The sequence below is a fragment of the Prevotella amnii DSM 23384 = JCM 14753 genome (assembly GCF_000378745.1).
In the GTDB taxonomy this organism is placed as follows: domain Bacteria; phylum Bacteroidota; class Bacteroidia; order Bacteroidales; family Bacteroidaceae; genus Prevotella; species Prevotella amnii.
The window spans coordinates 59,445-83,565 of the sequence record NZ_KB905272.1; the positions used below are offsets into that span (position 1 = coordinate 59,445).

Annotated in this window: 18 protein-coding genes and 5 tRNA genes; 1 reads left to right on the plus strand and 22 read right to left on the minus strand. The window is 35.7% G+C overall.

Features of this window, described 5'->3' with window-relative positions; all coding sequences use genetic code 11:
- Window positions 1-2 precede the first annotated feature (2 nt).
- The 4 genes from F596_RS0104405 to F596_RS0104420 all read right to left on the minus strand — a co-directional run bounded on the left by F596_RS0104405 (window position 3) and on the right by F596_RS0104420 (window position 7,159).
- Window positions 3-1,355, minus strand: coding sequence for a RagB/SusD family nutrient uptake outer membrane protein (locus F596_RS0104405; RefSeq protein ID WP_231551757.1), 1,353 nt, complete (start codon window positions 1,353-1,355; stop codon window positions 3-5).
- 68 nt (window positions 1,356-1,423) lie between these two features.
- Window positions 1,424-4,516, minus strand: a complete 3,093-nt coding sequence (locus F596_RS0104410) for a SusC/RagA family TonB-linked outer membrane protein (RefSeq protein WP_051078039.1) — start codon at window positions 4,514-4,516, stop codon at window positions 1,424-1,426.
- 10 nt (window positions 4,517-4,526) lie between these two features.
- Window positions 4,527-5,423 (minus strand): sirohydrochlorin chelatase, encoded by an 897-nt coding sequence (locus F596_RS0104415; RefSeq protein WP_024992642.1) that lies wholly within the window; start codon window positions 5,421-5,423, stop codon window positions 4,527-4,529.
- A gap of 23 nt (window positions 5,424-5,446) precedes the next feature.
- Complete coding sequence (locus tag F596_RS0104420) at window positions 5,447-7,159, minus strand: leucine-rich repeat domain-containing protein (RefSeq protein WP_019036010.1); 1,713 nt, start codon at window positions 7,157-7,159, stop codon at window positions 5,447-5,449.
- A gap of 602 nt (window positions 7,160-7,761) precedes the next feature.
- Here F596_RS0104420 and F596_RS0104425 point away from each other — a divergent pair.
- Window positions 7,762-8,184, plus strand: coding sequence for a hypothetical protein (locus tag F596_RS0104425; protein ID WP_019036011.1), 423 nt, complete (start codon window positions 7,762-7,764; stop codon window positions 8,182-8,184).
- A 700-nt stretch (window positions 8,185-8,884) separates the two neighbouring features.
- On the opposite strand, the gene F596_RS0104435 is transcribed toward F596_RS0104425, so the two are convergent.
- The 18 genes from F596_RS0104435 to rpsU all read right to left on the minus strand — a co-directional run bounded on the left by F596_RS0104435 (window position 8,885) and on the right by rpsU (window position 23,960).
- A complete protein-coding gene (locus tag F596_RS0104435) occupies window positions 8,885-9,214 on the minus strand; it encodes a DUF3467 domain-containing protein (RefSeq protein ID WP_008451162.1) in 330 nt (109 codons plus the stop codon).
- A 130-nt stretch (window positions 9,215-9,344) separates the two neighbouring features.
- Entirely contained in the window at window positions 9,345-13,718 is a 4,374-nt protein-coding gene (gene rpoC / locus F596_RS0104440) for a DNA-directed RNA polymerase subunit beta' (protein WP_019036013.1), read from the minus strand.
- 26 nt (window positions 13,719-13,744) lie between these two features.
- Entirely contained in the window at window positions 13,745-17,554 is a 3,810-nt protein-coding gene (gene rpoB, locus F596_RS0104445; protein WP_019036014.1) for a DNA-directed RNA polymerase subunit beta, read from the minus strand.
- Between the two features lie 141 nt (window positions 17,555-17,695).
- The gene (rplL, locus tag F596_RS0104450; protein WP_008449674.1) at window positions 17,696-18,070 is read right to left on the minus strand and encodes a 50S ribosomal protein L7/L12; all 375 of its coding nucleotides are present in this window, start codon (window positions 18,068-18,070) and stop codon (window positions 17,696-17,698) included.
- Window positions 18,071-18,129: 59 nt separating this feature from the next.
- Window positions 18,130-18,648: a 50S ribosomal protein L10 gene (gene rplJ / locus F596_RS0104455; protein ID WP_019036015.1), complete on the minus strand. Its 519-nt coding sequence runs from the start codon at window positions 18,646-18,648 to the stop codon at window positions 18,130-18,132.
- A gap of 18 nt (window positions 18,649-18,666) precedes the next feature.
- Window positions 18,667-19,359, minus strand: coding sequence for a 50S ribosomal protein L1 (gene rplA, locus F596_RS0104460; protein WP_008449733.1), 693 nt, complete (start codon window positions 19,357-19,359; stop codon window positions 18,667-18,669).
- Between the two features lie 21 nt (window positions 19,360-19,380).
- On the minus strand, window positions 19,381-19,821 hold the full coding sequence (gene rplK / locus F596_RS0104465; RefSeq protein ID WP_008449628.1) for a 50S ribosomal protein L11: 441 nt from the start codon (window positions 19,819-19,821) through the stop codon (window positions 19,381-19,383).
- Between the two features lie 60 nt (window positions 19,822-19,881).
- Entirely contained in the window at window positions 19,882-20,427 is a 546-nt protein-coding gene (nusG, locus tag F596_RS0104470) for a transcription termination/antitermination protein NusG (protein WP_019036016.1), read from the minus strand.
- A gap of 14 nt (window positions 20,428-20,441) precedes the next feature.
- Complete coding sequence (gene secE, locus F596_RS11465) at window positions 20,442-20,633, minus strand: preprotein translocase subunit SecE (RefSeq protein WP_081452778.1); 192 nt, start codon at window positions 20,631-20,633, stop codon at window positions 20,442-20,444.
- 16 nt (window positions 20,634-20,649) lie between these two features.
- Window positions 20,650-20,722, minus strand: a tRNA-Trp gene (locus F596_RS0104475).
- A gap of 60 nt (window positions 20,723-20,782) precedes the next feature.
- Window positions 20,783-21,979 (minus strand): elongation factor Tu, encoded by a 1,197-nt coding sequence (gene tuf, locus F596_RS0104480; RefSeq protein ID WP_008449622.1) that lies wholly within the window; start codon window positions 21,977-21,979, stop codon window positions 20,783-20,785.
- A 71-nt stretch (window positions 21,980-22,050) separates the two neighbouring features.
- Window positions 22,051-22,122: transfer RNA gene (locus tag F596_RS0104485), tRNA-Thr, on the minus strand.
- A gap of 6 nt (window positions 22,123-22,128) precedes the next feature.
- Window positions 22,129-22,201, minus strand: a tRNA-Gly gene (locus tag F596_RS0104490).
- A gap of 9 nt (window positions 22,202-22,210) precedes the next feature.
- Window positions 22,211-22,292 (minus strand) — tRNA-Tyr (locus F596_RS0104495).
- A 33-nt stretch (window positions 22,293-22,325) separates the two neighbouring features.
- A tRNA-Thr gene (locus tag F596_RS0104500) sits at window positions 22,326-22,399 on the minus strand.
- Window positions 22,400-22,498: 99 nt separating this feature from the next.
- Window positions 22,499-22,798: a ribosome hibernation-promoting factor, HPF/YfiA family gene (hpf, locus tag F596_RS0104505; RefSeq protein WP_008449667.1), complete on the minus strand. Its 300-nt coding sequence runs from the start codon at window positions 22,796-22,798 to the stop codon at window positions 22,499-22,501.
- A gap of 20 nt (window positions 22,799-22,818) precedes the next feature.
- Window positions 22,819-23,697, minus strand: coding sequence for a tyrosine-type recombinase/integrase (locus F596_RS0104510; protein WP_024992644.1), 879 nt, complete (start codon window positions 23,695-23,697; stop codon window positions 22,819-22,821).
- Window positions 23,698-23,768: 71 nt separating this feature from the next.
- Window positions 23,769-23,960 (minus strand): 30S ribosomal protein S21, encoded by a 192-nt coding sequence (rpsU, locus tag F596_RS0104515; RefSeq protein WP_008449704.1) that lies wholly within the window; start codon window positions 23,958-23,960, stop codon window positions 23,769-23,771.
- Between the last annotated feature and the right edge of the window lie 161 nt (window positions 23,961-24,121).

Below are 24,121 nucleotides of genomic sequence, written 5' to 3' on the forward strand. Positions count from 1 at the left end.
TATTATCTTCTCTTAATCTTTCCCCAACCTTCATTTTGTACAATATTATCATTATATCTATACTCTGACTTAGGTATAGGAAAATTCCAACGATAGTCATTCGTCTTTATCCTACTAGATACGCCATCTCCCCATTTGTTTAGTCGTGGTAAAGCTGATATATGAGTCCGCTTCAAATCGAAAAAGCTAATGCCTTCTCCTACAAACTCTTTTTGCTTTTCTTTTAAAATCTTATCTATAAAATCATCTTTAAGATACCCATCACCAATAGGCTCAGCTTTTACAGCTTTAAGATAAGAATTAATCACCTCAGTAGCTTTTGGCAAATTATTCAATCTTGCATAAGCTTCTGCTACAATAAAATATGCTCCTGCATATCTAATCATATCAATATACCTGTTATCCTTGCCTTCTTTAGTGTTAAGATTATATTTCCCCAAATGCATAGTTTGCTTATCATCTTGCTTCATTTTCTTAATATATGTTGCTGCGCGAAGATCAGTTTTAGAATATTCTATTTGTGGATTAACACTAAACATATCTCCTTCGCTTATTGAATATTGTAAACTTTCCATATATTTACCATCATGATTAAAAGCAAATACTCGTACTTTTGATGTTCCTTCACCCCAAAGTTGCTCAATACCATTAGCCGTAAAATACTCTGGCTTTGCATTAGCTATAATCTTCTCTCCATATTTTATTGCTGCTTCATAATTACATGTATATAATTCTAATTCAGCTAACAAGTAAAATATTGCATCTTGAGATAACCAACCATTTTGTATAGGATGATTATCTGCCTTAACAGCCTCTTGTAATAATTTACGTATAGCCTTTACACATTCTTCCGTTGTAGACCTCTTAAGGAATTGAAGCTTTAGAATATCTTTTAATATTATACCAGGAGCATTCTTATCTATATCATATGCAGGTGCATATAAACGTAACAAGTTAAAATAACACATAGCTTTTAAAGCTTTCACTTCACTTGCTATCGCTTGCAACTCTTGCTTCTCTTCTTTTTCATTCGTCTTTACATAATCAAGCCTCTCTATTAATGCATTACATGAAGATATTGTTGCATAATAATTTGACCAAACATTTTCAGAAAGATTATTCATCTCTTTATTTTGCCACAGATAGAGATTTGTCTGACTTACATCTTTAGTTGTCAAATTATTCGGACAGAAATCATTCCCCAATATAGATAGTTCATACTCAAAATGCGGATATTGTGCATACGCAGAAGCTAAAAGCGACCGTGCAGACTCTATATCAGTAATTGCATCAGGGTCACTATACTGATCGGCTGGTGGTATATTTAAAGAGCAAGATGCACAAAACGCTATCACACAATATATAAATATTAATCGATATAAAACTCTTTGTCTCTTCAACTTATTCATAAAGCATATAAATACTAAAATGTAAGATTTATATTAAGCGAATAAATAGGCTGTAATGTGCCTACTAAAGTTCCACTCTCAGGATCTGATTCTTTGTAATACGTCCAGTTAAATAGATTTGAACCTTGCAAAGCCATCGTAGCATACTTCACTACAGGTACATATTTCTTCAGCCATACATGAGGGAAACGATACCGTAATGACAAAACTGATAAGCGAAAATAATCGCTCTTTCCAACTGTATTTGAGCTAGGATAAAGCACTAAATTATCCTCTGCAGTAGAAGAACTATAATAAGGCGTATGATAAACCTTATCTTCATCACCGGGATTAAACCACATCTTACTTGCCTGACCAGCTACTGCGTTCCTTGTTATTTTATCCTTATCTCTAACATAACTATAATTAAACCTGTTTATTCCACCCAAAACATAATAAAAGCTCATATTAAGCTCTAACGATTTATAGCTTATATTAAGCCCTAAACTACCAGAGTAAGGGGGAGTGTTATGGCCAAGTGCTACTACATCTTCCCTATTCAAAACTTCACTTGATTGCTTCTCACCTTTAGGAGTACTAAAGACAGGATAACCTGTTAATGGATTTATTCCTAACGACTTTGCACCATATATAACATCATAAGCCTTACCAACCTCATAGTCTGGCACCACAGATTTATCATCTGTATATATCGCATTAGTATAATAAAGGCTTATTACCTTATTTTTATTATATGCAATATTACCAGATATGTCAAAATGACAATTATTTGTTTCTATAATAGTAATGGAACTATTTGCTTCTATTCCATTATTCTCAAGGACACCTATATTACGCTTTAAAATATTAAAACCATTTGAAGTAGGTATAGGAACATCAAGTAAAGCTTGCTCTGTACGACGATTATATAGATTAACACCAAATGTAAACCTCTTAAAAAACTGTGCAGACAAAGACAGATCAAAAGACTTTGTTTTTTCAGCTTTCAACTCCTTATTTACTAATCCCATTAAAAAGAGTTGTCGTTGCTCCTCATAGCTTTCATTAGCATAAGCAAATGTTGCTACTGTTGTAGAGGTAGACACACCATTTAGATTAGCAATAACACCATAAGATGTCTTTAAATTAAGACTTGTAAGAACCTTATTATCTTTTAAAAAAGCATAATTCGTAGGCGTCCACCCTGCTCCAACTGCCCAAGCATCATTCCACCTTTTATCCGAAGGAAGTATAGAAGAAGCATCTCGCTTATAAGAAGCATAAGCATCATATAAACCATTATAAGTGTAACCCATAACTACTCCCATTCCTAACTGCGCACTAATATCTTTAAATCCTGATACTCGCTCACGACGCGATCCTTTTATATAATGATTAATAGCAGCAGCCGATTTTATATTACCTACTCCATATCCTGTTATTCCAATATCATCATATATTGTTTTATAATAATCCATATTTGCACCTATAGTGAAATCGTGTACATTGGCAAATGTATGTGCATATGTAACACGAAGATTAGAAGAGATATTGGTAGTTGTATTTTTAGTCTTTCTATAAATACCACGCTGTGTTTTAGATACTCCTTTTTTAGCTTCTGAGTATGCTGTACCCGGCGTAAAGTCTTCTGTTTCACTAATTAAATAATCTAATCCTCCCACCCAATCAATGTTCAAACCTTTTAAAGGCTCTAATGTTAGGTTAAAACTTGCACCTCCTGTCTTACAAGTATTATCTCTTTCATATTGATGAAGCAAGTCGTGAAAGGTTCTATCAGGAAAAGAATATAATTTCCCTTTGCTTTTCTGTTCATAAGGATTAAGATCATATACCAATTGAGTAGGATCATAGTCGGAACCAACAGGTGTATTTGTTTTAGAATAATCGCAATTAATACTAAACATGGTATATCCTATCTTTCCTATTGTCTTATCTAAATTAAGACGCACACCATAATGACTTTTATCATTACCTTCTATACGTCCACCTTGATGGGCATAGTCGAATGAAATATAATATGAATTATCATAATTACCACCACGCAAACTAAGATTATGCTTAGTATAGGTATTATTATGAATAAGCTCATCAAACCAGTCGGTATTAATCATACGAAGCGAGTCTAAAAAATGTTCTCCTTCTTTAATAAGCTTCTCTTTAAGCGGATTATGTTTCTCATATTTATTATAATAATCGGCACTATATCTATAACCGGGAGCAATAGGATTTCGCATTAACCGTTCTAATTCTAATTTCTCCTTAGTGTCCATTAAGCGCATACCACGCCTTCCTCTACTTGTTATACCCATATTAAAGCTATAAGTAAGCGAAATGCCATCATTACTGCCACGCTTAGATGCTATTTCTATTACTCCGTTAGCTGCTTTTATTCCATATAAAGCACAAGCTACTGCGTCTTTCAATACCTTTATATCTTTTATATCTATAGGATTAAGATTATAGAAAGTTTCAGCACTTATTATCTTTCCATCAAGTACATATAAAGGCTCATTCGTTGCATTTCCTCGACGTAATGATGCATTTCCTCGAATACGCAAAGTAGGATTTTTACCCAGTTCTCCCATATTCATAACCATCAAGCCTGGCACTGCACCTTGAAGAGCTAAACCTAAATCGATAGAAGGTTTTTCGTTAAGTAGCTTTACATCTACAACATCTACAACACCAGACTTTGCTCTAATATCAAGCGCGTTAATATTTGTTTTCGCCTTTACTACCACTTCATTTAGAGCATTATTGTCTTCATGCAAAGTTATAATAAGCACAGATTGTGCACGCAAAACTACCTTCTTACGTTTCATTCCAAGGTAAGAGGCTGATAAAGTTTCACCGGGAATCAAATCTAAAGTAAACACTCCATTTTTATCTGTATAAGTCCCGGTGCGTTTACCTACCACCTCTACTAACGCACCTGCTAAAGGTGTACCTGAAGTATCAACAACTCGTCCTTGCATCTTAATCTTCTTAGGCTGTTGTAATAACTGATTACTAACAACAGCAGTGCTTGCACAAACACTACCATTGCCAATAAACATACAAGTACATAATATAGCAAAGAAATATTTATTATAAAAAGAATGAGCCATATACATTTTTTCACTTTCTTTCTAACTTCTGCCAAGAAGTAGCACACTTAACAATCCAGTCGGCTACCTCATTATTAGCGTCAGGCAAAAGTCCTTTTTCACTATATACTATTTCTACATCTTTATCCTTAATAGCCTTAGCTATAGCTTGTGGCAAACCAAATCGTTGAGCCATCGTTTTAATACCCGATACTAAATAGATTCCTTGCAAAATGATACGCTTCTTCTTCTTAGAAGCATCTAATATAGTAGGTATTATCTTTTTAGCAAACTCTTGTCCCATCTCCACAAAACCATGATAAGTATAACTAAAGCCTAAAGCTTTCTTTACATCGTCATCTGTCTGTTGTATCAATACATTCCAAAAATCCATATACCCTTCATCTCCATGTGCTAAAAGGATAAGAGCTTCATCTTTAGGATTTTTACTTAAAGCCTTTACTTGCCTTATAATAGCATTACTTATAACATCGCTATAGATAAGTGTAGGACCTAATACTACCGGAACTTTTGAACTCACAAGGGTAGTACCCTCTTCTATAAGGTCGTGAAGGGTTGCCGGGTTATACTTATGCCCCAAAATATTAGGTAAATCCTCCTCTGTATGCGATGAAGGACTTATAAATACAGGCATAGCAAAGATACGATCTACACCCTCTGCCTCCATTTCTTTAATAACATTTGCTACACTTGGCTGGCTATATTCCATTAATGCTGCCCTTACGCATGCAAAACTTGTTATTCCTCGCTGCTTTAACAAATTCCGAGTAACCCCTTCCAATGCTAATGCAGGCTGATTCCATTGAGGTATTCGCGCCCCATGCGCAACGATAAGAAGCCCATCTTTAGCACTTATCGTTGTCATGGCGCAAATAAAAGAAAGTAATATTAACAATATTCTTTTCATCTTATAATGTCATTTTGTTTTTACTATTCTATAGTAAAAGGTTTAGACTTATAATCATTAACTGAATTGTTTAAAATATCATTAAAGCTTTCAGAAGATAGCTTATAAGTACCAGCTTTGCTAAAAGTAAAGATACCATTATTATAAGTATAACCATCTGTAACAACATCTTCACCCAGTGTAACTTCAAAACTTAATTTCTTTCCCTTATTAGTAAAGAAACCATTAACCATACTATAATCTACCGTTTTATTATCTTTTACATTTACAGCAAAAGTTTGATAGCCAAGTTTTAAAGAAAGGCCATCAAAGCTCTCAATAGACTTAGCTATATTTACCATACCAATAGGATTTATAGCATTATATTCTGCCTCTAAAGTGCCTAAAGAAGGGTATACGGTGTTACCATCAAAGACAGAAGCCAAAGAGTTATTATTCACTCTTACCGACTCAAGATCTGTAAGCCCATTTAAATTGATATTAGCAAAAGAAAGCGGATTGTTATGGTCAGCAACATCTTGTCCACGCTTATAACCATTTACATTAACTATCCATAGTTTTTTATATGGTGTCAAATCTACCTTCTGTAAGTTTTCATTACCTTGCAATGGAAGCTTTTCTGCAGCTGCAGATAAAGTAATATTATCAGTGGTAGTAAATTTATTGTTCGTTAAATCCAAATTCTTAACCTTTTTAAGCTCACCTATATTAAGAGCAGAGAAATTATTACCTTGAATGTCAAAAGTAGTAAGTTCAGGTAAATCGCTCAATTTACAAGTGCTTTCAGAGAGATTACAGTCGCTTAATATTAATTCTTTTAACTTTTTACAGTCGGTTACTTCTGCCTTTGAAAGCCAGTTGTCATGAAAAAGATTCACATCAGTTAGGTTATCTAAACCACTTATAACTAAATCTTTCGACTTACCGCCACTTAGTTTTTTTAGGTTTAACACTTCCAGTTTAGGGTATGTTTCCTTAGTAAATGTAATATCATTAAGTGTTACTTCTTCCAAAGTTAATGATGCAATATCCTTATTACCAGATAGCACCAATTCCTTTAAAGGCTTATTAGGCTCTACCTTAAGCTCCTTTATGCCCGTATTAACAATGCCTACATACGATAATTCTGGATATTGATAATACAAGCTTATGTAAAACACATCATCTGTATTGCTTTTAATTAACTTTGGAAAATTCTCTACATGAATAGAATCAAGCTTTGGCAAATCGTGTACCTCTACCATAGTAAGATCGTTATTCGAAGCGTCTAAGCTCTTTCCATTTATAATAATAGTACGCAACAAAGGAACATTAGCTACACCAAACTTTCCTAATTGAGCGCTCTTAATATCAATACGCTCTAAATGTTTGAAAGTCTCCTTATCATCTGTTAAAGTAAAATCTTTTATACCTTTTTCCTTCCCCTCAGGACCTCTTAGCTCCTTTACTATGTAAGTTTTCTCTACTGATTTTGGTATAGTATCCCAAACTATCTGCAAATGATCATACTTCCATTCAGAAGGATTATCAGAAGCAAAGTCGGAAGAGATGTCGTTTTTTGCAGCTATTTTTCTAAGTAAAGCCACCTCTTCCTTTACACAATTATCAACAGAAGATGGCATAAGAACCACTTTTGTGTTTGTAGTTGAAGCTACCTCGTCTTCACTACCACACGACTGAAATGACAACATTGCAAGTGATGTCATACAACCTAACAAGAATAAATTTTTCTTCATCTTTTGTAAACTTTTTTATTTTTCCTTATAATAAGACGCAAATTTACAATCATATAAAACGTTAAACAATACCTAAAACAAATGATTAACACTAACAGTAATAATACAAAAAAGAAAGAAAAGCACCCTTGCTTTTTACTAAAGCTAACAACTTAGCCGCATTTTGTAAGAAAATTACAAATGTTTTAAAATATTATTAATTACTTTTAGGTATAACACTACTTTCATTAACATATACTTTTAAAGAAAATTATATACTATAAAAAATGTTTATTTATCAACAGTAGAGATTTTTAGCAGAAAAACAGCATATACATTTAAGCATAAAAAGATAATGTGTTGCTATAAAAAACATAGCCGATTTTTATGAAAAAGCACATCACAGCAAACTAAAAATAAGCTATTTTTACTACATTTTTAATCTATTTTTAGTATAAAAATAATCTATTTTCCTGTTTTAAATATCATTTGTTTGTTTATTAAAGGATATCATTACCTATGTTCGGAATAAGAAAACGCAAAAAAATAAATAAAGAATTAAAAATAAAAACATTACCTTTGTACTATAAAATTATAAAAGCATCAACCAATTCTGTTAATCTATGAATAAAAAAAATCTACTTTTAGCGGTTGTTGAATTTATATTCTTTGCTGCTTGCTCTTCTCAAGATGAAGTTATTAGTAAACGAAATAACAGTTCATCAACTATCAATGTACAAGATTCTCTCTCTAAATCAAATCCAGAAAACATCAAGAGATCATTTAGTTCTTACGCTATAAGAAATAGAAGTATGGGGATCCCCAATAAAATAAATAATTTTAATTTTGATAGGGCTGTCACAACTTATTCTCACTCTAAAGATTTTTATATTTATATGGTTCCTCTTAAAGGGACAAATACTGCCGATAGTCTTCTTGTTGGTGTTGGTACAACTGTCGGATTTTTAGGTTTAGTCCCAACTGCGGGAGCTAGTGGCGTAGGCATGGTAGTTTGTACAGGGTTACTATCAGCTGTCGCTTGTTAAAAAAAGAGCTTACACTTGCGGATAAATGACTATTCCATATAAATACTCAAATATCATTATAGGGATAATACTCATATTAATTATCCCTATAATGATATTTTTATTAAAAGGGAATATTATAAGTTTTATTTCATGCATATTCCTTTTTTTTTTAATTAGTTTATCTATTATTTATAAATATGGGAATACTCTACATATAAACGATAGTGATATTGTAATAAAAAATATACTTTTTCCCAAAAAGAATATCCTAAAAAAAAATATACAAAGTATTTATATACACTCTGAACATATTTTTTGGAAGGATACTATATATATAAATTTTAGAATAGAATATGAGCGTAAAATGATTCATTTAGGAACATTATCGGCTAAAAAAACAAACTTATTATATAATTATCTTAAAGATAACATCGATACCCATATAGAGATTATAACTTAGTAAACAAAGCAATAACTTATAACTGGTGATATTCAGCTTAAGCTATTAATCTCTCTATATATATCACTATTTCTCATTACAAATCAAATGTAATTTAGGTTTAAGAAAATACTATTATACAAAAAATAATTATCTCCCGAAAGTTACCTTATCTAACTTTCGGGAGATTCTTTAATAGTCATCTTACAAGATAATAAAAATTAGTCTATCCAAATAATTTTTGAAAGAACTAATACGCTTAAAATATCGTTATTATTCCTAAGACTTAGGACCTTTTCCAAAAGGAGCTATAGTGCGAGGATCGTCTATGTTAGCTTCTGGTAAATTAATCTTACCAAACTCTTGCTCGTAGCGTACAACATTCTCTTGCAAAGTCCTAATAAGACGTTTTGCATGTTCTGGAGCTATTAACACGCGACTTGCAACAGTAGCTTTTGACAGACCTGGGAGTAATGTTGCAAAATCTAAAACAAACTCTGAACTGGAATGAGAAATTATCTGAAGATTACTATATACACCACCAGCAACTACCGGATTAATATCTATTTGAAACTGCTGTCCTTCTTCATTCTGAGATTTTTCTTCCATCTTTAGTTATCTTTTTTAATTAATATTACAAAGGTAATATAATTGTATCAAAACACAATAACATATATAAAAAAACGTGTTATCCAAAAAATGGGATAACACGTTTTTTTATAATGCAAAATAAATCAAATTAATCTACAGAAACATTTTCTGCCTCTTCTTCTGCAAAATCAAGTACATTCTTCTTATTAGCTTCCATACGGTCATGTTCTTCCTTAGAACCTACTATCAACTTTTGCCATTGACGAAGACCTGTACCTGCAGGAATAAGATGCCCACAAATGACATTCTCTTTCATACCAAGCAGCTGATCGCTCTTACCACGAATAGCAGCTTCATTAAGAACCTTTGTTGTTTCTTGGAAAGAAGCAGCACTCATAAAGCTCTTTGTACCAAGAGAAGCACGAGTAATACCTTGCAATATCTGTGTTGCAGTAGCTTGAACAGCATCACGCACTTGGACAGGCTTCATATCACGACGCTTTAAAGCAGAATTTTCATCACGTAACTTACGAGCAGAAAGTATCTGACCTTTATAACAATTTTCGCTATCACCTGGGTCTGTAACAACCTTTTTACCCCAAATACGATCATTCTCTTCTGCAAAATCTAACTTATCTACAAGATCCTGCTCTAAGAATGTAGTATCTCCTGGATCGTCAATACGCACCTTACGCATCATCTGACGAACAATAATCTCAAAGTGCTTATCATTAATCTTCACACCTTGCAAACGATAGACATCTTGTACCTCATTAACAATATATTCCTGAACTGCCGTAGGTCCCATAATAGAAAGAATGTCAGCCGGAGTAATAATGCCATCTGAAAGAGGAGTACCTGCACGAACAGCATCGTGTTCCTGAACAAGTATCTGCTTAGACAGACTTACAAGATACTTACGCTGCTCACCTGTCTTAGAAGTAACTATGATCTCACGATTACCACGCTTTACCTTTCCCATAGTAACCTCACCATCTATTTCTGAAACAACAGCAGGATTAGAAGGATTACGAGCCTCAAACAATTCGGTTACACGTGGAAGACCACCAGTAATATCACCCGCACCACCTACAGAACGTGGTATCTTTACAAGGGTAACACCAGTCTTTATTTCCTGTCCCTCTTTTAATACCTGCTCCAAGTGTCCACCAACAGGAAGATTATATGTACCAAGAATATCAGCAGCAGCATAATTACCATCAGCCTCCTTCTTAGCTCCCTTCTTAACTATATCTACAGTAGGAACACGAGCTTTATCACGAGAGTCGGTAATAATACGCTCAGTAAGACCTGTTGCATCGTCGGTTTCAGCCTTATAAGTAACTCCTTCAATAACATCATGCAAATGGAGCTTACCTGCATACTCAGAAACAATAACAGCATTAAAAGGATCCCACTTACAGATAACATCTCCCTTCTTAACCTTATCGCCACTCTTAAAATAAAGAGAACTACCATAAGGTATATTATCATTCAATAGAACAATACCTGTGTTAGGATCTATAAAACGAATTTCTGCTAAACGACTCACTACCATCTCACACTCTTTACCATCTTCATCTAAGAAAGGTACGGTACGAATCTCATCAAACTCTATCTTAGAATCGTTCTTCGCTGTGATTGTAGCATTAGCTGCAGCATTAGAAGCAATACCACCTGCATGGAATGTACGAAGAGTAAGCTGAGTACCAGGTTCGCCAATAGCTTGGGCTGCAATAACACCTACAGCCTCTCCCAACTGCACCATACGAGCAGAAGCAAGATTACGACCATAACATTTCTTACATACACCTTTTTTGCTCTCACAAGTAAGTACAGAACGTATCTCAACCATTTCTATCGGAGATGCTTCTATCAACTTAACCTTAGCCTCTGTTATTTCTTCTCCCGCAGCAACAATTACTTCACCTGTCGTAGGATTAAGAACATCATGCACAGATACACGACCAAGTATACGCTCACCTAAGGAAGCTATAACCTCATCTCCACTTTTTAAAGCACGACACTCAAGACCACGAAGTGAACCACAATCATCTTCTGTTATTATAACATCATGAGAAACATCTACCAAACGACGCGTTAAATATCCTGCATCAGCAGTCTTCATAGCTGTATCTGCAAGACCTTTACGAGCACCATGAGAAGATATAAAATACTCAAGCACTGACATTCCTTCCTTAAAATTAGAAAGAATAGGATTCTCTATGATTTGAGCTCCTTCTGCTCCTGCCTTTTGAGGCTTAGCCATCAAACCACGCATACCAGCAAGCTGTGCTATCTGATCAGCAGAACCACGAGCACCTGAGTCAAGCATCATATATACAGCATTAAAACCCTGATCGGCTTCTGTCATATGCTTCATAACACTAGCCTTTAGATTATTATTTACATGAGTCCACGCATCAATAACCTGATTATAACGCTCCTTATCTGTGATGAAACCCATCTCATAGTTAGCTTTTACCTGATCTACCTCTTCTTGTCCCTTACCTACAATATTAACCTTCTCCTCTGGGACTATTATATCGTCTAAGTTAAAAGAAAGACCTGCAACATATGCCATACGATAGCCCAGATTCTTTATACCATCTAAGAACTCACAAGCACGAGCCATACCTACCGACTTAATAACATCTGCTATCAAGCCACGAAGTGATTTCTTTGATATAATACCATTAAAAAAGCCTATCTCGGTTGGTACAAGTTCATTAACAATAACACGACCAACAGAGGTTTCTACCATATGCTTCTGGATCTTACCATCTACAAGATCTTCTACTATTACATTTACCTTAGCGTGCAATTCACAACGTTTCTCGTTATAAGCAATAACTGCTTCCTCTGGACCATAGAAAGTTAAGCCTTCACCCATAACACCTGCACGGAGCTTTGTTATATAATATAAACCAAGCACCATGTCTTGAGAAGGAACAGTAATAGGAGCACCATTAGCCGGGTTAAGGATATTATGACTTTGAAGCATCAAAATTTGAGTCTCCAAAATAGCTTCATTGCTTAACGGAAGATGGACAGCCATCTGGTCACCATCAAAGTCGGCATTAAAAGCCGTACAAGCTAATGGATGTAACTGAATAGCCTTACCTTCGATAAGTTTTGGCTGAAAAGCTTGAATACCCAAACGGTGAAGCGTAGGAGCACGGTTTAACATAACAGGATGCCCCTTCATAACATTCTCTAAAATGTCCCAAATAACAGGTTCTCTGCGATCTACAATCTTCTTAGCACTCTTCACAGTCTTTACAATACCACGCTCTATCAACTTACGAATAATAAATGGCTTATAAAGTTCTGCTGCCATTAGTTTAGGAAGACCACACTCACCCATCTGCAATTCTGGACCTACTACAATTACAGAACGAGCTGAATAATCAACACGTTTACCTAAAAGATTTTGACGGAAACGCCCTTGCTTACCCTTCAAAGAGTCAGAAAGAGATTTTAATGGACGATTACTCTCGCTCTTTACAGCAGAAGATTTACGACTATTATCAAATAAAGAATCGACAGCTTCCTGAAGCATACGCTTCTCATTACGCAAAATGACTTCAGGAGCATGTATTTCCATTAATCTCTTCAAACGATTATTACGAATAATAACACGACGATAAAGATCATTTAAATCGGACGTAGCAAAACGACCTCCATCTAACGGAACCAATGGACGTAATTCTGGAGGAGTTACTGGAATAATCTTCATGATCATCCATTCTGGCTGATTTATCCCAACAGACTGGCGGAAACCTTCTACGACCTGCAAACGCTTCAAAGCTTCAGTCTTACGCTGCTGACTGGTATCTGTTGTAGCACGATCGCGCAACTCACCAGCAAGATGGTCAAGATCAATATTCTTTAAAAGATCATAAACAGCCTCTGCACCCATCTTTGCAATAAACTTCTTAGGATCTGAATCATCTAAATACTCATTACCTTGCGGCAACTTATTGTCAAGTATGTTTAGATACTCTTCTTCTGAAAGAAGATCGAGCTTATGCGAACCGTTTAAATCTTCATCAGTATCACCTGCCTTCATACCTTCCACTACTCCAGGCTGAATAACAACGTAACGCTCATAATAAATAATAGAATCTAATTTCTTAGTTGGCAGACCAAGTAAATATCCTATTTTATTGGGAAGACTACGAAAATACCAAATATGTGCTACTGGTACTACAAGCTCAATATGCCCAGCACGCTCACGGCGCACTTTTTTCTCCGTAACTTCAACTCCACAACGATCACAGACAATACCCTTGTAACGAATACGCTTATATTTACCACATGTACACTCATAATCCTTTGTAGGACCAAAGATACGTTCACAAAACAAGCCATCACGCTCTGGTTTGTAAGTGCGGTAGTTAATAGTCTCTGGTTTAGTTACCTCTCCATAAGAATTTTCTAAAATCTCTTCTGGAGAAGCTAAACCTATCGTAATCTTATTAAAATTACTCTTTACTTTATTATCTTTTTTAAAAGCCATATTTACTTTTATTTGAGGTGTTCAATTTAATCAAGTTTGATACTCAAGCCTAAACCACGAAGCTCATGCAATAAAACATTAAGAGATTCTGGTATACCTGGTGTAGGCATAGGTTCACCCTTAACTATTGCTTCATAAGCCTTAGAACGCCCTACAACGTCATCAGACTTAATAGTTAAAATCTCTTGTAAGACATGAGACGCACCAAACGCCTCAATAGCCCAAACCTCCATCTCTCCAAAACGCTGACCACCAAACTGTGCCTTACCACCAAGTGGCTGTTGCGTTATTAAAGAATAAGGACCTATACTACGAGCATGCATTTTGTCTTCTACCATATGTCCCAACTTTAAGAAATAGGTAACACCTACTGTAGCTGGCTGATCAAAACGTTCACCTGTTTCACCATCGTAAATATGAGTAGAACATAAATTAGGAAGACCTGCCTTATCTGTCCACTCCTTAAGATCTTCTAACTTAGCACCATCAAAGATTGGGGTAGCAAACTTAACTCCTAACTTACGACCTGCTGCACCAAGAATAGCTTCGAAAATCTGACCTAAGTTCATACGAGAAGGCACACCCATAGGATTTAAAACTAAATCTACAGGACGTCCATCCTCAAGGAAAGGCATATCTTCTGTTCGCACTACCTTAGATACAATACCTTTATTACCATGACGTCCAGCGAGCTTATCACCAACCTGAATCTTACGTTTCTTAGCAATATAAACCTTAGCCATCTGAAGAACACCAGAAGGAAGCTCATCGCCTATTGTTATAGCAAATTTACGTCGCTTGAGCTCTGCATCCATCTGCTTATACTTACGAATAAAGTTCATTATCAGCTTTTGGATTAATAAGTTTGTATGCTCGTCTTCGGTCCAACCACTAGACTGTATACTCTCATAGTCAAGATTCTTCAACGCTGCTATAGTAAACTTACTGCCTTTTGTAATTATCTCAGCATCTGAATAGTCCTTAACTCCTGAAGAATCCTTACCTTCGGTAAGTTCTAATAACTTATCCACAAGAATATCCTTCAAGTCATTAATCTTTGTTTCTTGCTCCTTATCTAAACGCTGTAAAAATATCTTATCTTGACGTTTACTTTCTCGAGTTTTAAGAGCGCGACTGAATAACTTTTTATCAATAACAACACCACTCAAAGAAGGATTGGCTTTCAAAGAAGAATCTTTAACATCACCTGCTTTATCACCAAAGATAGCACGGAGTAATTTCTCTTCAGGAGAAGGATCACTCTCGCCCTTTGGAGAAATTTTACCAATCATAATATCACCAGGCTCTACACGAGCACCCACACGAATAATACCATTATCATCAAGATCTTTGGTGGTTTCCTCACTCACATTAGGAATATCAGATGTAAATTCTTCTACACCACGCTTAGTCTCACGAACTTCTAAAGAATATTCATCTACATGGACAGAAGTCAGGATATCTTCACGTACCATTCGTTCAGAAATAACGACAGCGTCCTCATAATTATATCCCTTCCAAGGCATATAAGCTACAAGAAGATTACGACCAAGAGCTAACTCTCCATTTTCAGTAGCATAACCTTCTGTTAAAATGTCATTCTTCTTTACACGCTGACCCTTCTCACAAATAGGACGAAGATCAATAACCATATTCTGATTAGTACGACGGAACTTTGGAATACGATACTCTTTTAAAGCTGGCTCAAAACTTACAAATTCCTCTTCTTCTGTTCTATCATAAAGAATGCGTATAGTTGTAGCATCGACATATTCTACAACACCATCTCCTTCTGCCATAATCATTGTACGTGAATCCTCACATACCTGCTTCTCTAAACCTGTTCCTACTATAGGAGCGTCATTATGAAGCAATGGAACAGCTTGACGCATCATATTACAACCCATAAGCGCACGGTGTCCATCGTCATGCTCTAAGAAAGGTATCAAACCTGCAGAAACAGAAGCTATCTGTTGTGGAGAAACATCCATTAAGCTAACATTAGAAGGTAATACCACTGGATAATCTGCATCCTTACGACATTTAACAGTCTCACGAATAAATGTACCATCATCGTTCAAAGGAGCATTACCCTGTCCTATTATTTTCTCTTCTTCTTCCTCTGCTGTTAAGTAAACAACATCATCATTATTCATATCTACCTTTGCAGCACTAACCTTACGATAAGGAGTTACTATAAAGCCAAGATCGTTTATCTTAGCATACATACATAATGATGATATCAAACCAATATTAGGTCCTTCAGGTGATTCTATAGGACACAAACGACCATAATGAGTATAGTGGACATCACGAACTTCAAAACCTGCACGCTCACGAGACAATCCTCCAGGACCAAGAGCAGATAAACGTCTTTTATGAGTAACCTCTGCCAAAGGATTGGTTTGGTCCATAAACTGACTTAAAGGATTAGTCCCAAAAAAAGAATTTATAACACTAGAAATAGTCTTAGCATTAATCAAATCTGTTGGACGAAACACCTCACTATCACGAACATTCATACGTTCTCTAATAGTGCGGCTCATGCGTGCTAAACCTATAGAAAACTGATTAGCCAACTGCTCACCAACAGTACGAACACGACGATTAGATAAATGATCTATATCGTCAACTGTAGCATTAGAATTGATTAAATTAATAAGATACTTAACAATTTCTATAATATCTTCCTTTGTAAGTACCCTAACATCTGAATCTGTTTCAATTCCTAACTTTTTATTAATACGATAACGACCTACCTCACCTAAATCATATCTTTTATCAGAAAAGAACAAATTTTGAAAAACCTCACGTGCACTAGCATCATCAGCAGCATCAGCATTACGAAGCTGACGATAAATATAATTTACAGCCTCTATTTCTGAATGACTAGGATCTTTTGCTAATGTATTGAATATTATAGAATACTTATTTGCTGCATCTTCATCCTTATGTAATAAAATCGTTGGAACAGAACTTCCTAATATTATATCAATATTATCTTCTGTTATCAATGTTTCACGCTCCACAACAACTTCATTTCGTTCGATAGAAACAACTTCTCCTGTATCTTCATCAACAAAATCTTCTGTCCACGTCTTCATTACATTTCCTGCTATTCTTCTACCGATAGCAGCCTTCATATTCTTCTTATTTACCTTTATTTCTTCACATAAATCGAAAATTTGAAGAATATCCTTATCACTCTCAAAACCAATTGCACGTAACATTGTTGTCACTGGCAATTTTTTCTTTCGGTCTATGTAAGCATACATAACATTATTAATGTCTGTTGCAAACTCTATCCAAGAGCCTTTAAAAGGAATTATACGAGCACTATATAAAACAGAACCATTAGCATGAACTCCCTGTCCAAAGAAAACACCCGGAGAACGATGTAGCTGAGACACTACAACACGTTCAGCTCCATTAATAACAAAAGTACCATTACCTGTCATATATGGAATAGTACCTAAAAAAACATCATCTGTTACAGTAGCAAAATCCTCATGATCAGGATCTGTACAGTATAATTTCATCTTAGCCTTCAAAGGAACACTATATGTCAATCCACGCTCTAAACACTCTTCTATAGAATAACGAGGAGGATCTACAAAATAATCCAAGAACTCTAGAACAAAATTATTACGCGTATCAGTTATAGGAAAATTTTCTGTGAAAACCTTATATAGACCATCATTCTTACGTTCTTCTGGAGGTGTATCAAGCTGCAAAAAATCACTAAAAGATTTTAGCTGTACATCAAGAAAATCTGGATATGGATAAGGATTCTTAACGCTTGCAAAATTTACTCTGGGTTTATTTTCTAATGCCATAAATAAAATAATAATAATCGAATGAAAACAACCTTAACATAAAAGGGAAAGACATTCAATAAAAGTCTAAAAGACATAAAAAGGTTAGAACTCACCTACTTGGTAAATTCTAACCTTATAATTTAAATAGTTAACTAAAACTTATTTTAATTCAACTTTAGCACCTTCAGCTTCAATAGCCTTCTTCAAATTTTCAGCTTCATCTTTAGACAAGCCTTCCTTCAATGTAGAAGGTGCTCCATCAACTAAATCTTTAGCTTCTTTCAATCCAAGACCACAAGCTTCCTTAACAGCCTTAACTACCTTTAATTTATTTGGACCAGCTTCAGTAAGAACTACATCAAAAGATGTTTTCTCTTCAGCAGCAGCTGCACCACCAGCAGCAGGACCAGCAACAGCAACAGCTGCAGCTGCAGGTTCGATACCATACTCGTCCTTTAGGACTGTTGCCAACTCATTCACTTCCTTAACAGTAAGATTTACTAATTCTTCTGCAATAGCTTTAATATCTGCCATCTTATTTTAACTTTTTAATTTTGTTCTAAAAATAAATATATCTTTGACTTTATTAGATTTTATTCTGCGCGCTCGCCTAAAGTCTTAAGCACACCATGAATAGTGTTCGCACCAGATTGAAGAGAAGACATCACATTCTTTGCTGGAGATTGTAGCAATGCCACAACATCTGCAATAAGTTCATTCTTACTCTTAAGAGCCGCAAGTTCGGCTAATTTATCAGCACCTACGAAAATAGATTCTTCAGCATATGCCGCTTTTAAAGCAGGTATACCCTCCTTAGAATATTCTTTCAATAGTTTAGCAGGAACATTTGCTGTAGCAGAAAACATAACAGCAGTGTTACCAACCAACGAACTATATAATGGTTCAAAATCTATATCTGAAGCTTCTAAAGCTTTATGAAGAAGGGTGTTTTTAACAACAACCATCTTTATTTCGCTCTTAAAGCATTTACGACGGAGAGAGCTTGTTGCTTCTGCATTCAAACCAGTCACATCAACTAGATAGAAATGAGGATAGCTTTTTATTGTCTCACCGAGCTCAGTTATAATAGTATCTTTTACTTCTTTTTTCATTTTACCAAACTTTTAGAGTTATTCAGCTGATTTAGGATCAATCTTTATACCCTTACTCATTGTACTAGAAATAAAGATACTCTTGATATATGTACCTTTAGCAGCAGCAGGTTTCAACTTGATAACTGTAGAAATAAATTCCTTAGCATTACCAAAAATTTGTTCAGCAGACATACCAACCTTACCGATTGAAGTATGAATAATACCAGCTTTATCAACCTTAAAGTCTATTTTGCCTTGCTTTACTTCCTTAACTGCTTTAGCAACGTCCATAGTCACAGTACCACTTTTAGGGTTAGGCATAAGCCCGCGAGGACCAAGAACACGACCTAAAGGACCTAATTTACCCATACAAGATGGCATTGTAATAATAACATCTATATCTGTCCAGCCACCTTTAATCTTCTCAACATATTCATCAAGACCTACATGATCTGCACCAGCTTCTTTTGCAGCAGCTTCCTGATCAGGAGTACAAAGGCAGAGAACACGGGTAACCTTACCTGTACCATATGGGAGCGACACTACGCCACGTACCATTTGATTAGCTTTACGAGGGTCTACACCGAGACGCACGTCTATATCAACCGAAGCATCAAACTTTGTAGTAGTAATATCTTTTACTAACTGTGATGCCTCTGCTAATGTATACGCTTTCCCTGTTTCAACCTTCTCAGCTACTGATTTCTGATTTTTTGTCAGTTTACTCATTTTTACTTTTGAAGTTTAAAATTATTCACCAGGGAAATCCCCTTTTACTGTAATACCCATACTACGAGCAGTACCAGCTATCAAACGCATTGCACTTTCTACAGTGAAGCAATTTAAATCTGGCATCTTATCTTCAGCTATTGCCTTAATCTGATCCCAAGTAACTGTAGCTACCTTCTTCCTATTAGGCTCACCAGAACCTCCTTTAACTTTTGCAGCTTCCATTAACTGAACTGCAGCAGGAGGAGTTTTAATGATAAAGCTGAAAGACTTATCGTTGTAATAAGTAATTACGACTGGAAGTACTTTACCAGCCTTGTCCTGGGTACGGGCATTAAATTCCTTACAAAATCCCATGATATTTATACCCTTGGAACCAAGAGCAGGACCAACTGGGGGTGAAGGATTCGCAGCACCGCCTTTAATCTGTAGTTTGATTAAACCAGCAACTTCTTTAGCCATTTCCTTTGTTAATATTAAAAATTAAACTATAAAAGATAGAACAATTATCCGTAACAATACTTATTCTTCTTTTGCAACTTGCATAAAACTTAATTCAAGTGGATTTTGTCTACCAAAAATCATAACCATTACCTTCAGCTTATGTTTCTCAGTATTAACATCTTCTATAACACCATGAAAACCAGAAAAAGGTCCTTCTATAACTTTCACCGACTCACCCACATTATATGGCACATCTTGCATATTTCCAGCCTCAACATCTTCTACATTACCCAATAACCTATTCACATCTGCCTGACGAACAGGTGTAGGCTCAGAAGTCCCACCTAAAAATCCTAAGACATTAGGAATAAATCTAAGTGTAGAAGCTACATCAGGAGTCATATTGGCTTGGACAAGAACATAACCAGGGAGACTTAATTTCTCCTTAACCACACGCTTGCCATTACGTAAAGAGGTATGCTTCTCCATTGGCAATAACACCTCAAAAACACGTTCAGCCAACTTTGAATTCATACGCAATTGAGCATCAATATACTCTTTTACTTTTGATTCTTTACCGCTTATAGCACGAAGTACATACCATTTATTCTCTATATCAGCCATTTCCCCAATATATTTTAACTTGGATATACAAAATTCATCACATGTTGGAAAACAAAGTCCATGAAAAACACAATCACTGCAATGACAAGGGAAGCAGATAATACAACCATTGCACTATGTGTAAGTTCGGCACGTGATGGCCAAGTAGTCTTATGCGCAAGTTCTTCGTAACAAACCTTGCAATATTTAACTAACTTATTAAACATAAAATTTATCTTTTAGCACGGGTTGCAGGGTTCGAACCCACGACCTACGGTTTTGGAGACCGTCGCTCTACCAACTGAGCTAAACCCGTAAGATAATTCCCAACCCAAAAGAATTGGGAACTATTATCTTATACCTTTATATAATAAAATTACTTCAAGTCGTCTAAAATTGCTGTAATCTGACCAGATCCTACAGTACGACCACCCTCACGAATAGCAAAACGCAAACCTTCGTTCAAAGCAACCTTATAAATTAAAGAAACTTCTATTTCAACATTATCACCAGGCATTACCATCTCTACACCTTCTGGCAATTTTATTTCACCTGTACAGTCCATTGTACGAAGATAGAACTGTGGACGATATTTGTTACCGAAAGGAGTATGACGACCACCTTCTTCTTTTTTCAAAACATAAATAGAAGCCTTAAAATGATCATGAGGAGTAATAGCACCTGGGTGTACAACTACCATACCACGCTTAACTTCTGATTTATCAATACCACGAAGTAACAAACCAACATTATCACCAGCTTCACCTTCGCTCAAATTCTTACGGAACATTTCTACTCCAGTGATAACAGACTTTTTATCTTCACCAAGACCTAACAACTGTACTTCATCACCAACCTTACACTTTCCTGTTTCGATACGACCAGTAGCCACTGTACCACGACCAGTAATTGAGAATACATCTTCTACAGGCATCAAGAATGGTTTATCAACTTCACGCTCTGGCTGCTGAATCCATGTATCTACAGTATCCATCAATTCCATAACAGAGTTTACCCACTTCTCTACACCATTTAATGCTCCAAGTGCTGAACCACGAATAATAGGAGTATCCTCCTCATATCCATACTGCTCAAGAATCTCACGAACTTCCATCTCAACAAGGTCAAGCATTTCTTCATCATCAACCATGTCGCACTTATTCAAGAAAACAACCAAACGAGGTACATTTACCTGACGAGCCAACAATACGTGCTCACGTGTCTGAGGCATAGGACCATCTGTAGCAGCTACAACAAGAATAGAACCATCCATCTGTGCAGCACCTGTTACCATGTTCTTTACGTAGTCAGCGTGTCCTGGACAATCTACGTGAGCATAGTGACGATTAGCTGTTTCGTACTCTATATGAGCAGAATTAATAGTAATACCACGCTCTTTCTCCTCAGGTGCATTATCGATCTGATCGAAAGACTTTATATCACCAGTACCGAAACCCTTTTCATGAAGAGTCTTAGAAATAGCAGCAGTAAGAGTTGTCTTACCGTGGTCTACGTGACCAATAGTACCAATATTTACGTGCGGTTTGGTACGTACGAATTCTTCTTTAGCCATAGCTTATTTTTTATTTAATATTAAATTAATAATCAATTTTAAAGACTTACATTACTATAAATATAATGTAGAGCTGTAACTGAGAGTTGAACTCAGGACCTCTTCCTTACCAAGGAAGTGCTCTACCACTGAGCTATTACAGCGATGTGAGCGGAAAACGGGGCTCAAACCCGCGACCCCCAGCTTGGAAGGCTAGTGCTCTATCAACTGAGCTATTTCCGCAATTAAGAGTGGGTAGTGATGGATTCGAACCACCGAAGCTAGAAGCAGCAGATTTACAGTCTGCCCCATTTGGCCACTCTGGAAACTACCCTTACTCTTTTTATTCCTATACGCTTTATAGGAGAGCCTCTTGTCGGATTCGAACCAACGACCCCGAGATTACAAATCACGTGCTCTGGCCAACTGAGCTAAAGAGGCGAACATGCAACCGTTATAAACTTTTGCTGCTATACCATTGTAAAACGGCTGCAAAGTTAATGTTTATTTTTTAATCCTCAAAACTTTTAGGATAAAAAATTAACGACTACGTTGTTTTTCTTTATATTTTGCAAGCTGAACTTTAACTGCATCTAAACACATATCAACACTTTCCTCAAAAGTATCACTTGTCTTTTCAACAAAAAGCGTTGTACCCGGGACTACAATATTAATACTTGTTGTCTTGTTTAATGCTGAAGCAGGCTTCTCAACTTTTAATTGCACCTCTACTTTCTGAATTTCGTCATAAGACTTCTCTAACTTCTCTACCTTTTTATTAATAAAGGCTTGCAACTTCTCGGTAGCATCAAAATGAATTGACCTAATAAAAATCTCCATAATCACCTCCTTTTTTATAATTAAGACCTTGGATGAGCACTTTTATAAATTTGCTTTAACTGTTCAAATGTGGTATGAGTATATACTTCTGTTGTAGCAAGAGACTCATGCCCCAATAGCTTCCGAACGCTTTCTAATCCGGCTTTATGATTTAACATTGCTGTTGCAAAACTATGCCGTAACACATGAGGAGTCCGCTTTTTTAATGTAGATACCTTTGAAAGACTTTTCTTTACAAGGTATCTAACCTGATTAGCATTTACTCTTATACCTTTCTCAGTAACAAAGAACGCTTTTTCTCCTTCAACAGAAACACGCTTTTTTAAATAAGATTTCAACTCTTCTTCCAGCTCTTGTCCTATTGGAATTATACGCTGCTTATTACGCTTACCCGTTACTTTTACAGTACACGTATAAAAGTCTACACTACTCATATCAAGCCCTGTTATCTCACTTAGGCGCATACCTGTTTCATATAACATCATTATTATAGCACGTGCTAATACGTCATTATATACGCCACCCCACATCTCCTTCTGCAAAAGACAATCCATTTCCGATTCTTTCACAAACACAGGTAATGGTTTTTGCTTCTTAGGACCACGAACCCCATGCACTGGATCTTTTTCCACAAATCTATGTTTGAGCAAATAACGATACAGACTTCTTAACGCACTTAACCTCCTATTCACAGAAGATACCGCAGCCTTATTATCCATCATATATTCTACCCAATTACGAATAACATCAGAATCTATACTTTTCAAAGTAAGCTGCTCGTCACAACTCTTATAAAACAGCTCAAAGCCATTTAAATCTTCACGATAACTCTCTATAGTCTTTAAAGAATAACCTTTCTCTAAAGATAGATAGCTTAAGAATTGTTCTATCATTCGCATAATATCATCACCAGTTTTCGGCGACTAAATTACAGAGATTATATGAAACTACCAAGAGTTTTAATAAAAAATTACTCCTCCATTTCACGAAGGCGCTGCACATAAATAGCACGCTCCATCTTCAAACGCTTCTTAACAGAAGGCTTGTCAAACTGCTGGCGAGAACGTAATTCTTTTACAACACCCGTTTTTTCAAACTTTCTCTTAAATTTTTTTAGCGCTCTTTCGATGTTTTCGCCATCTTTTACTGGTACAATAATCATGTTTTTTATTTTAATTATTTATTTGTTAAACAGTGCTTTAGGCTCACTATATGCCATTAGCGACTGCAAAATTACTGCTAATTTTCCTAATAAGCAAAAAAAATAAAGACTTTTCTTCTATCAAATAACAAAACAATAAAAAATGTACTTTATCCAAAAAA

What these genes read in the sequence shown, in the direction of transcription:
- F596_RS0104410 (WP_051078039.1), bottom strand. Translation starts at nt 4,516, where the DNA reads ATGGCTCATTCTTTTTATAATAAATATTTCTTTGCTATATTATGTACT.
- F596_RS0104415 (WP_024992642.1), bottom strand. Translation starts at nt 5,423, where the DNA reads ATGAAAAGAATATTGTTAATATTACTTTCTTTTATTTGCGCCATGACA.
- F596_RS0104420 (WP_019036010.1), bottom strand. Translation starts at nt 7,159, where the DNA reads ATGAAGAAAAATTTATTCTTGTTAGGTTGTATGACATCACTTGCAATG.
- F596_RS0104425 (WP_019036011.1), top strand. Translation starts at nt 7,762, where the DNA reads ATGAATAAAAAAAATCTACTTTTAGCGGTTGTTGAATTTATATTCTTT.
- F596_RS0104435 (WP_008451162.1), bottom strand. Translation starts at nt 9,214, where the DNA reads ATGGAAGAAAAATCTCAGAATGAAGAAGGACAGCAGTTTCAAATAGAT.
- rpoC (WP_019036013.1), bottom strand. Translation starts at nt 13,718, where the DNA reads ATGGCTTTTAAAAAAGATAATAAAGTAAAGAGTAATTTTAATAAGATT.
- rpoB (WP_019036014.1), bottom strand. Translation starts at nt 17,554, where the DNA reads ATGGCATTAGAAAATAAACCCAGAGTAAATTTTGCAAGCGTTAAGAAT.
- rplL (WP_008449674.1), bottom strand. Translation starts at nt 18,070, where the DNA reads ATGGCAGATATTAAAGCTATTGCAGAAGAATTAGTAAATCTTACTGTT.
- rplJ (WP_019036015.1), bottom strand. Translation starts at nt 18,648, where the DNA reads ATGAAAAAAGAAGTAAAAGATACTATTATAACTGAGCTCGGTGAGACA.
- rplA (WP_008449733.1), bottom strand. Translation starts at nt 19,359, where the DNA reads ATGAGTAAACTGACAAAAAATCAGAAATCAGTAGCTGAGAAGGTTGAA.
- rplK (WP_008449628.1), bottom strand. Translation starts at nt 19,821, where the DNA reads ATGGCTAAAGAAGTTGCTGGTTTAATCAAACTACAGATTAAAGGCGGT.
- nusG (WP_019036016.1), bottom strand. Translation starts at nt 20,427, where the DNA reads ATGGCTGATATAGAGAATAAATGGTATGTACTTCGTGCTATAAGCGGT.
- secE (WP_081452778.1), bottom strand. Translation starts at nt 20,633, where the DNA reads ATGTTTAATAAGTTAGTTAAATATTGCAAGGTTTGTTACGAAGAACTT.
- tuf (WP_008449622.1), bottom strand. Translation starts at nt 21,979, where the DNA reads ATGGCTAAAGAAGAATTCGTACGTACCAAACCGCACGTAAATATTGGT.
- hpf (WP_008449667.1), bottom strand. Translation starts at nt 22,798, where the DNA reads ATGGAGATTTTTATTAGGTCAATTCATTTTGATGCTACCGAGAAGTTG.
- F596_RS0104510 (WP_024992644.1), bottom strand. Translation starts at nt 23,697, where the DNA reads ATGCGAATGATAGAACAATTCTTAAGCTATCTATCTTTAGAGAAAGGT.
- rpsU (WP_008449704.1), bottom strand. Translation starts at nt 23,960, where the DNA reads ATGATTATTGTACCAGTAAAAGATGGCGAAAACATCGAAAGAGCGCTA.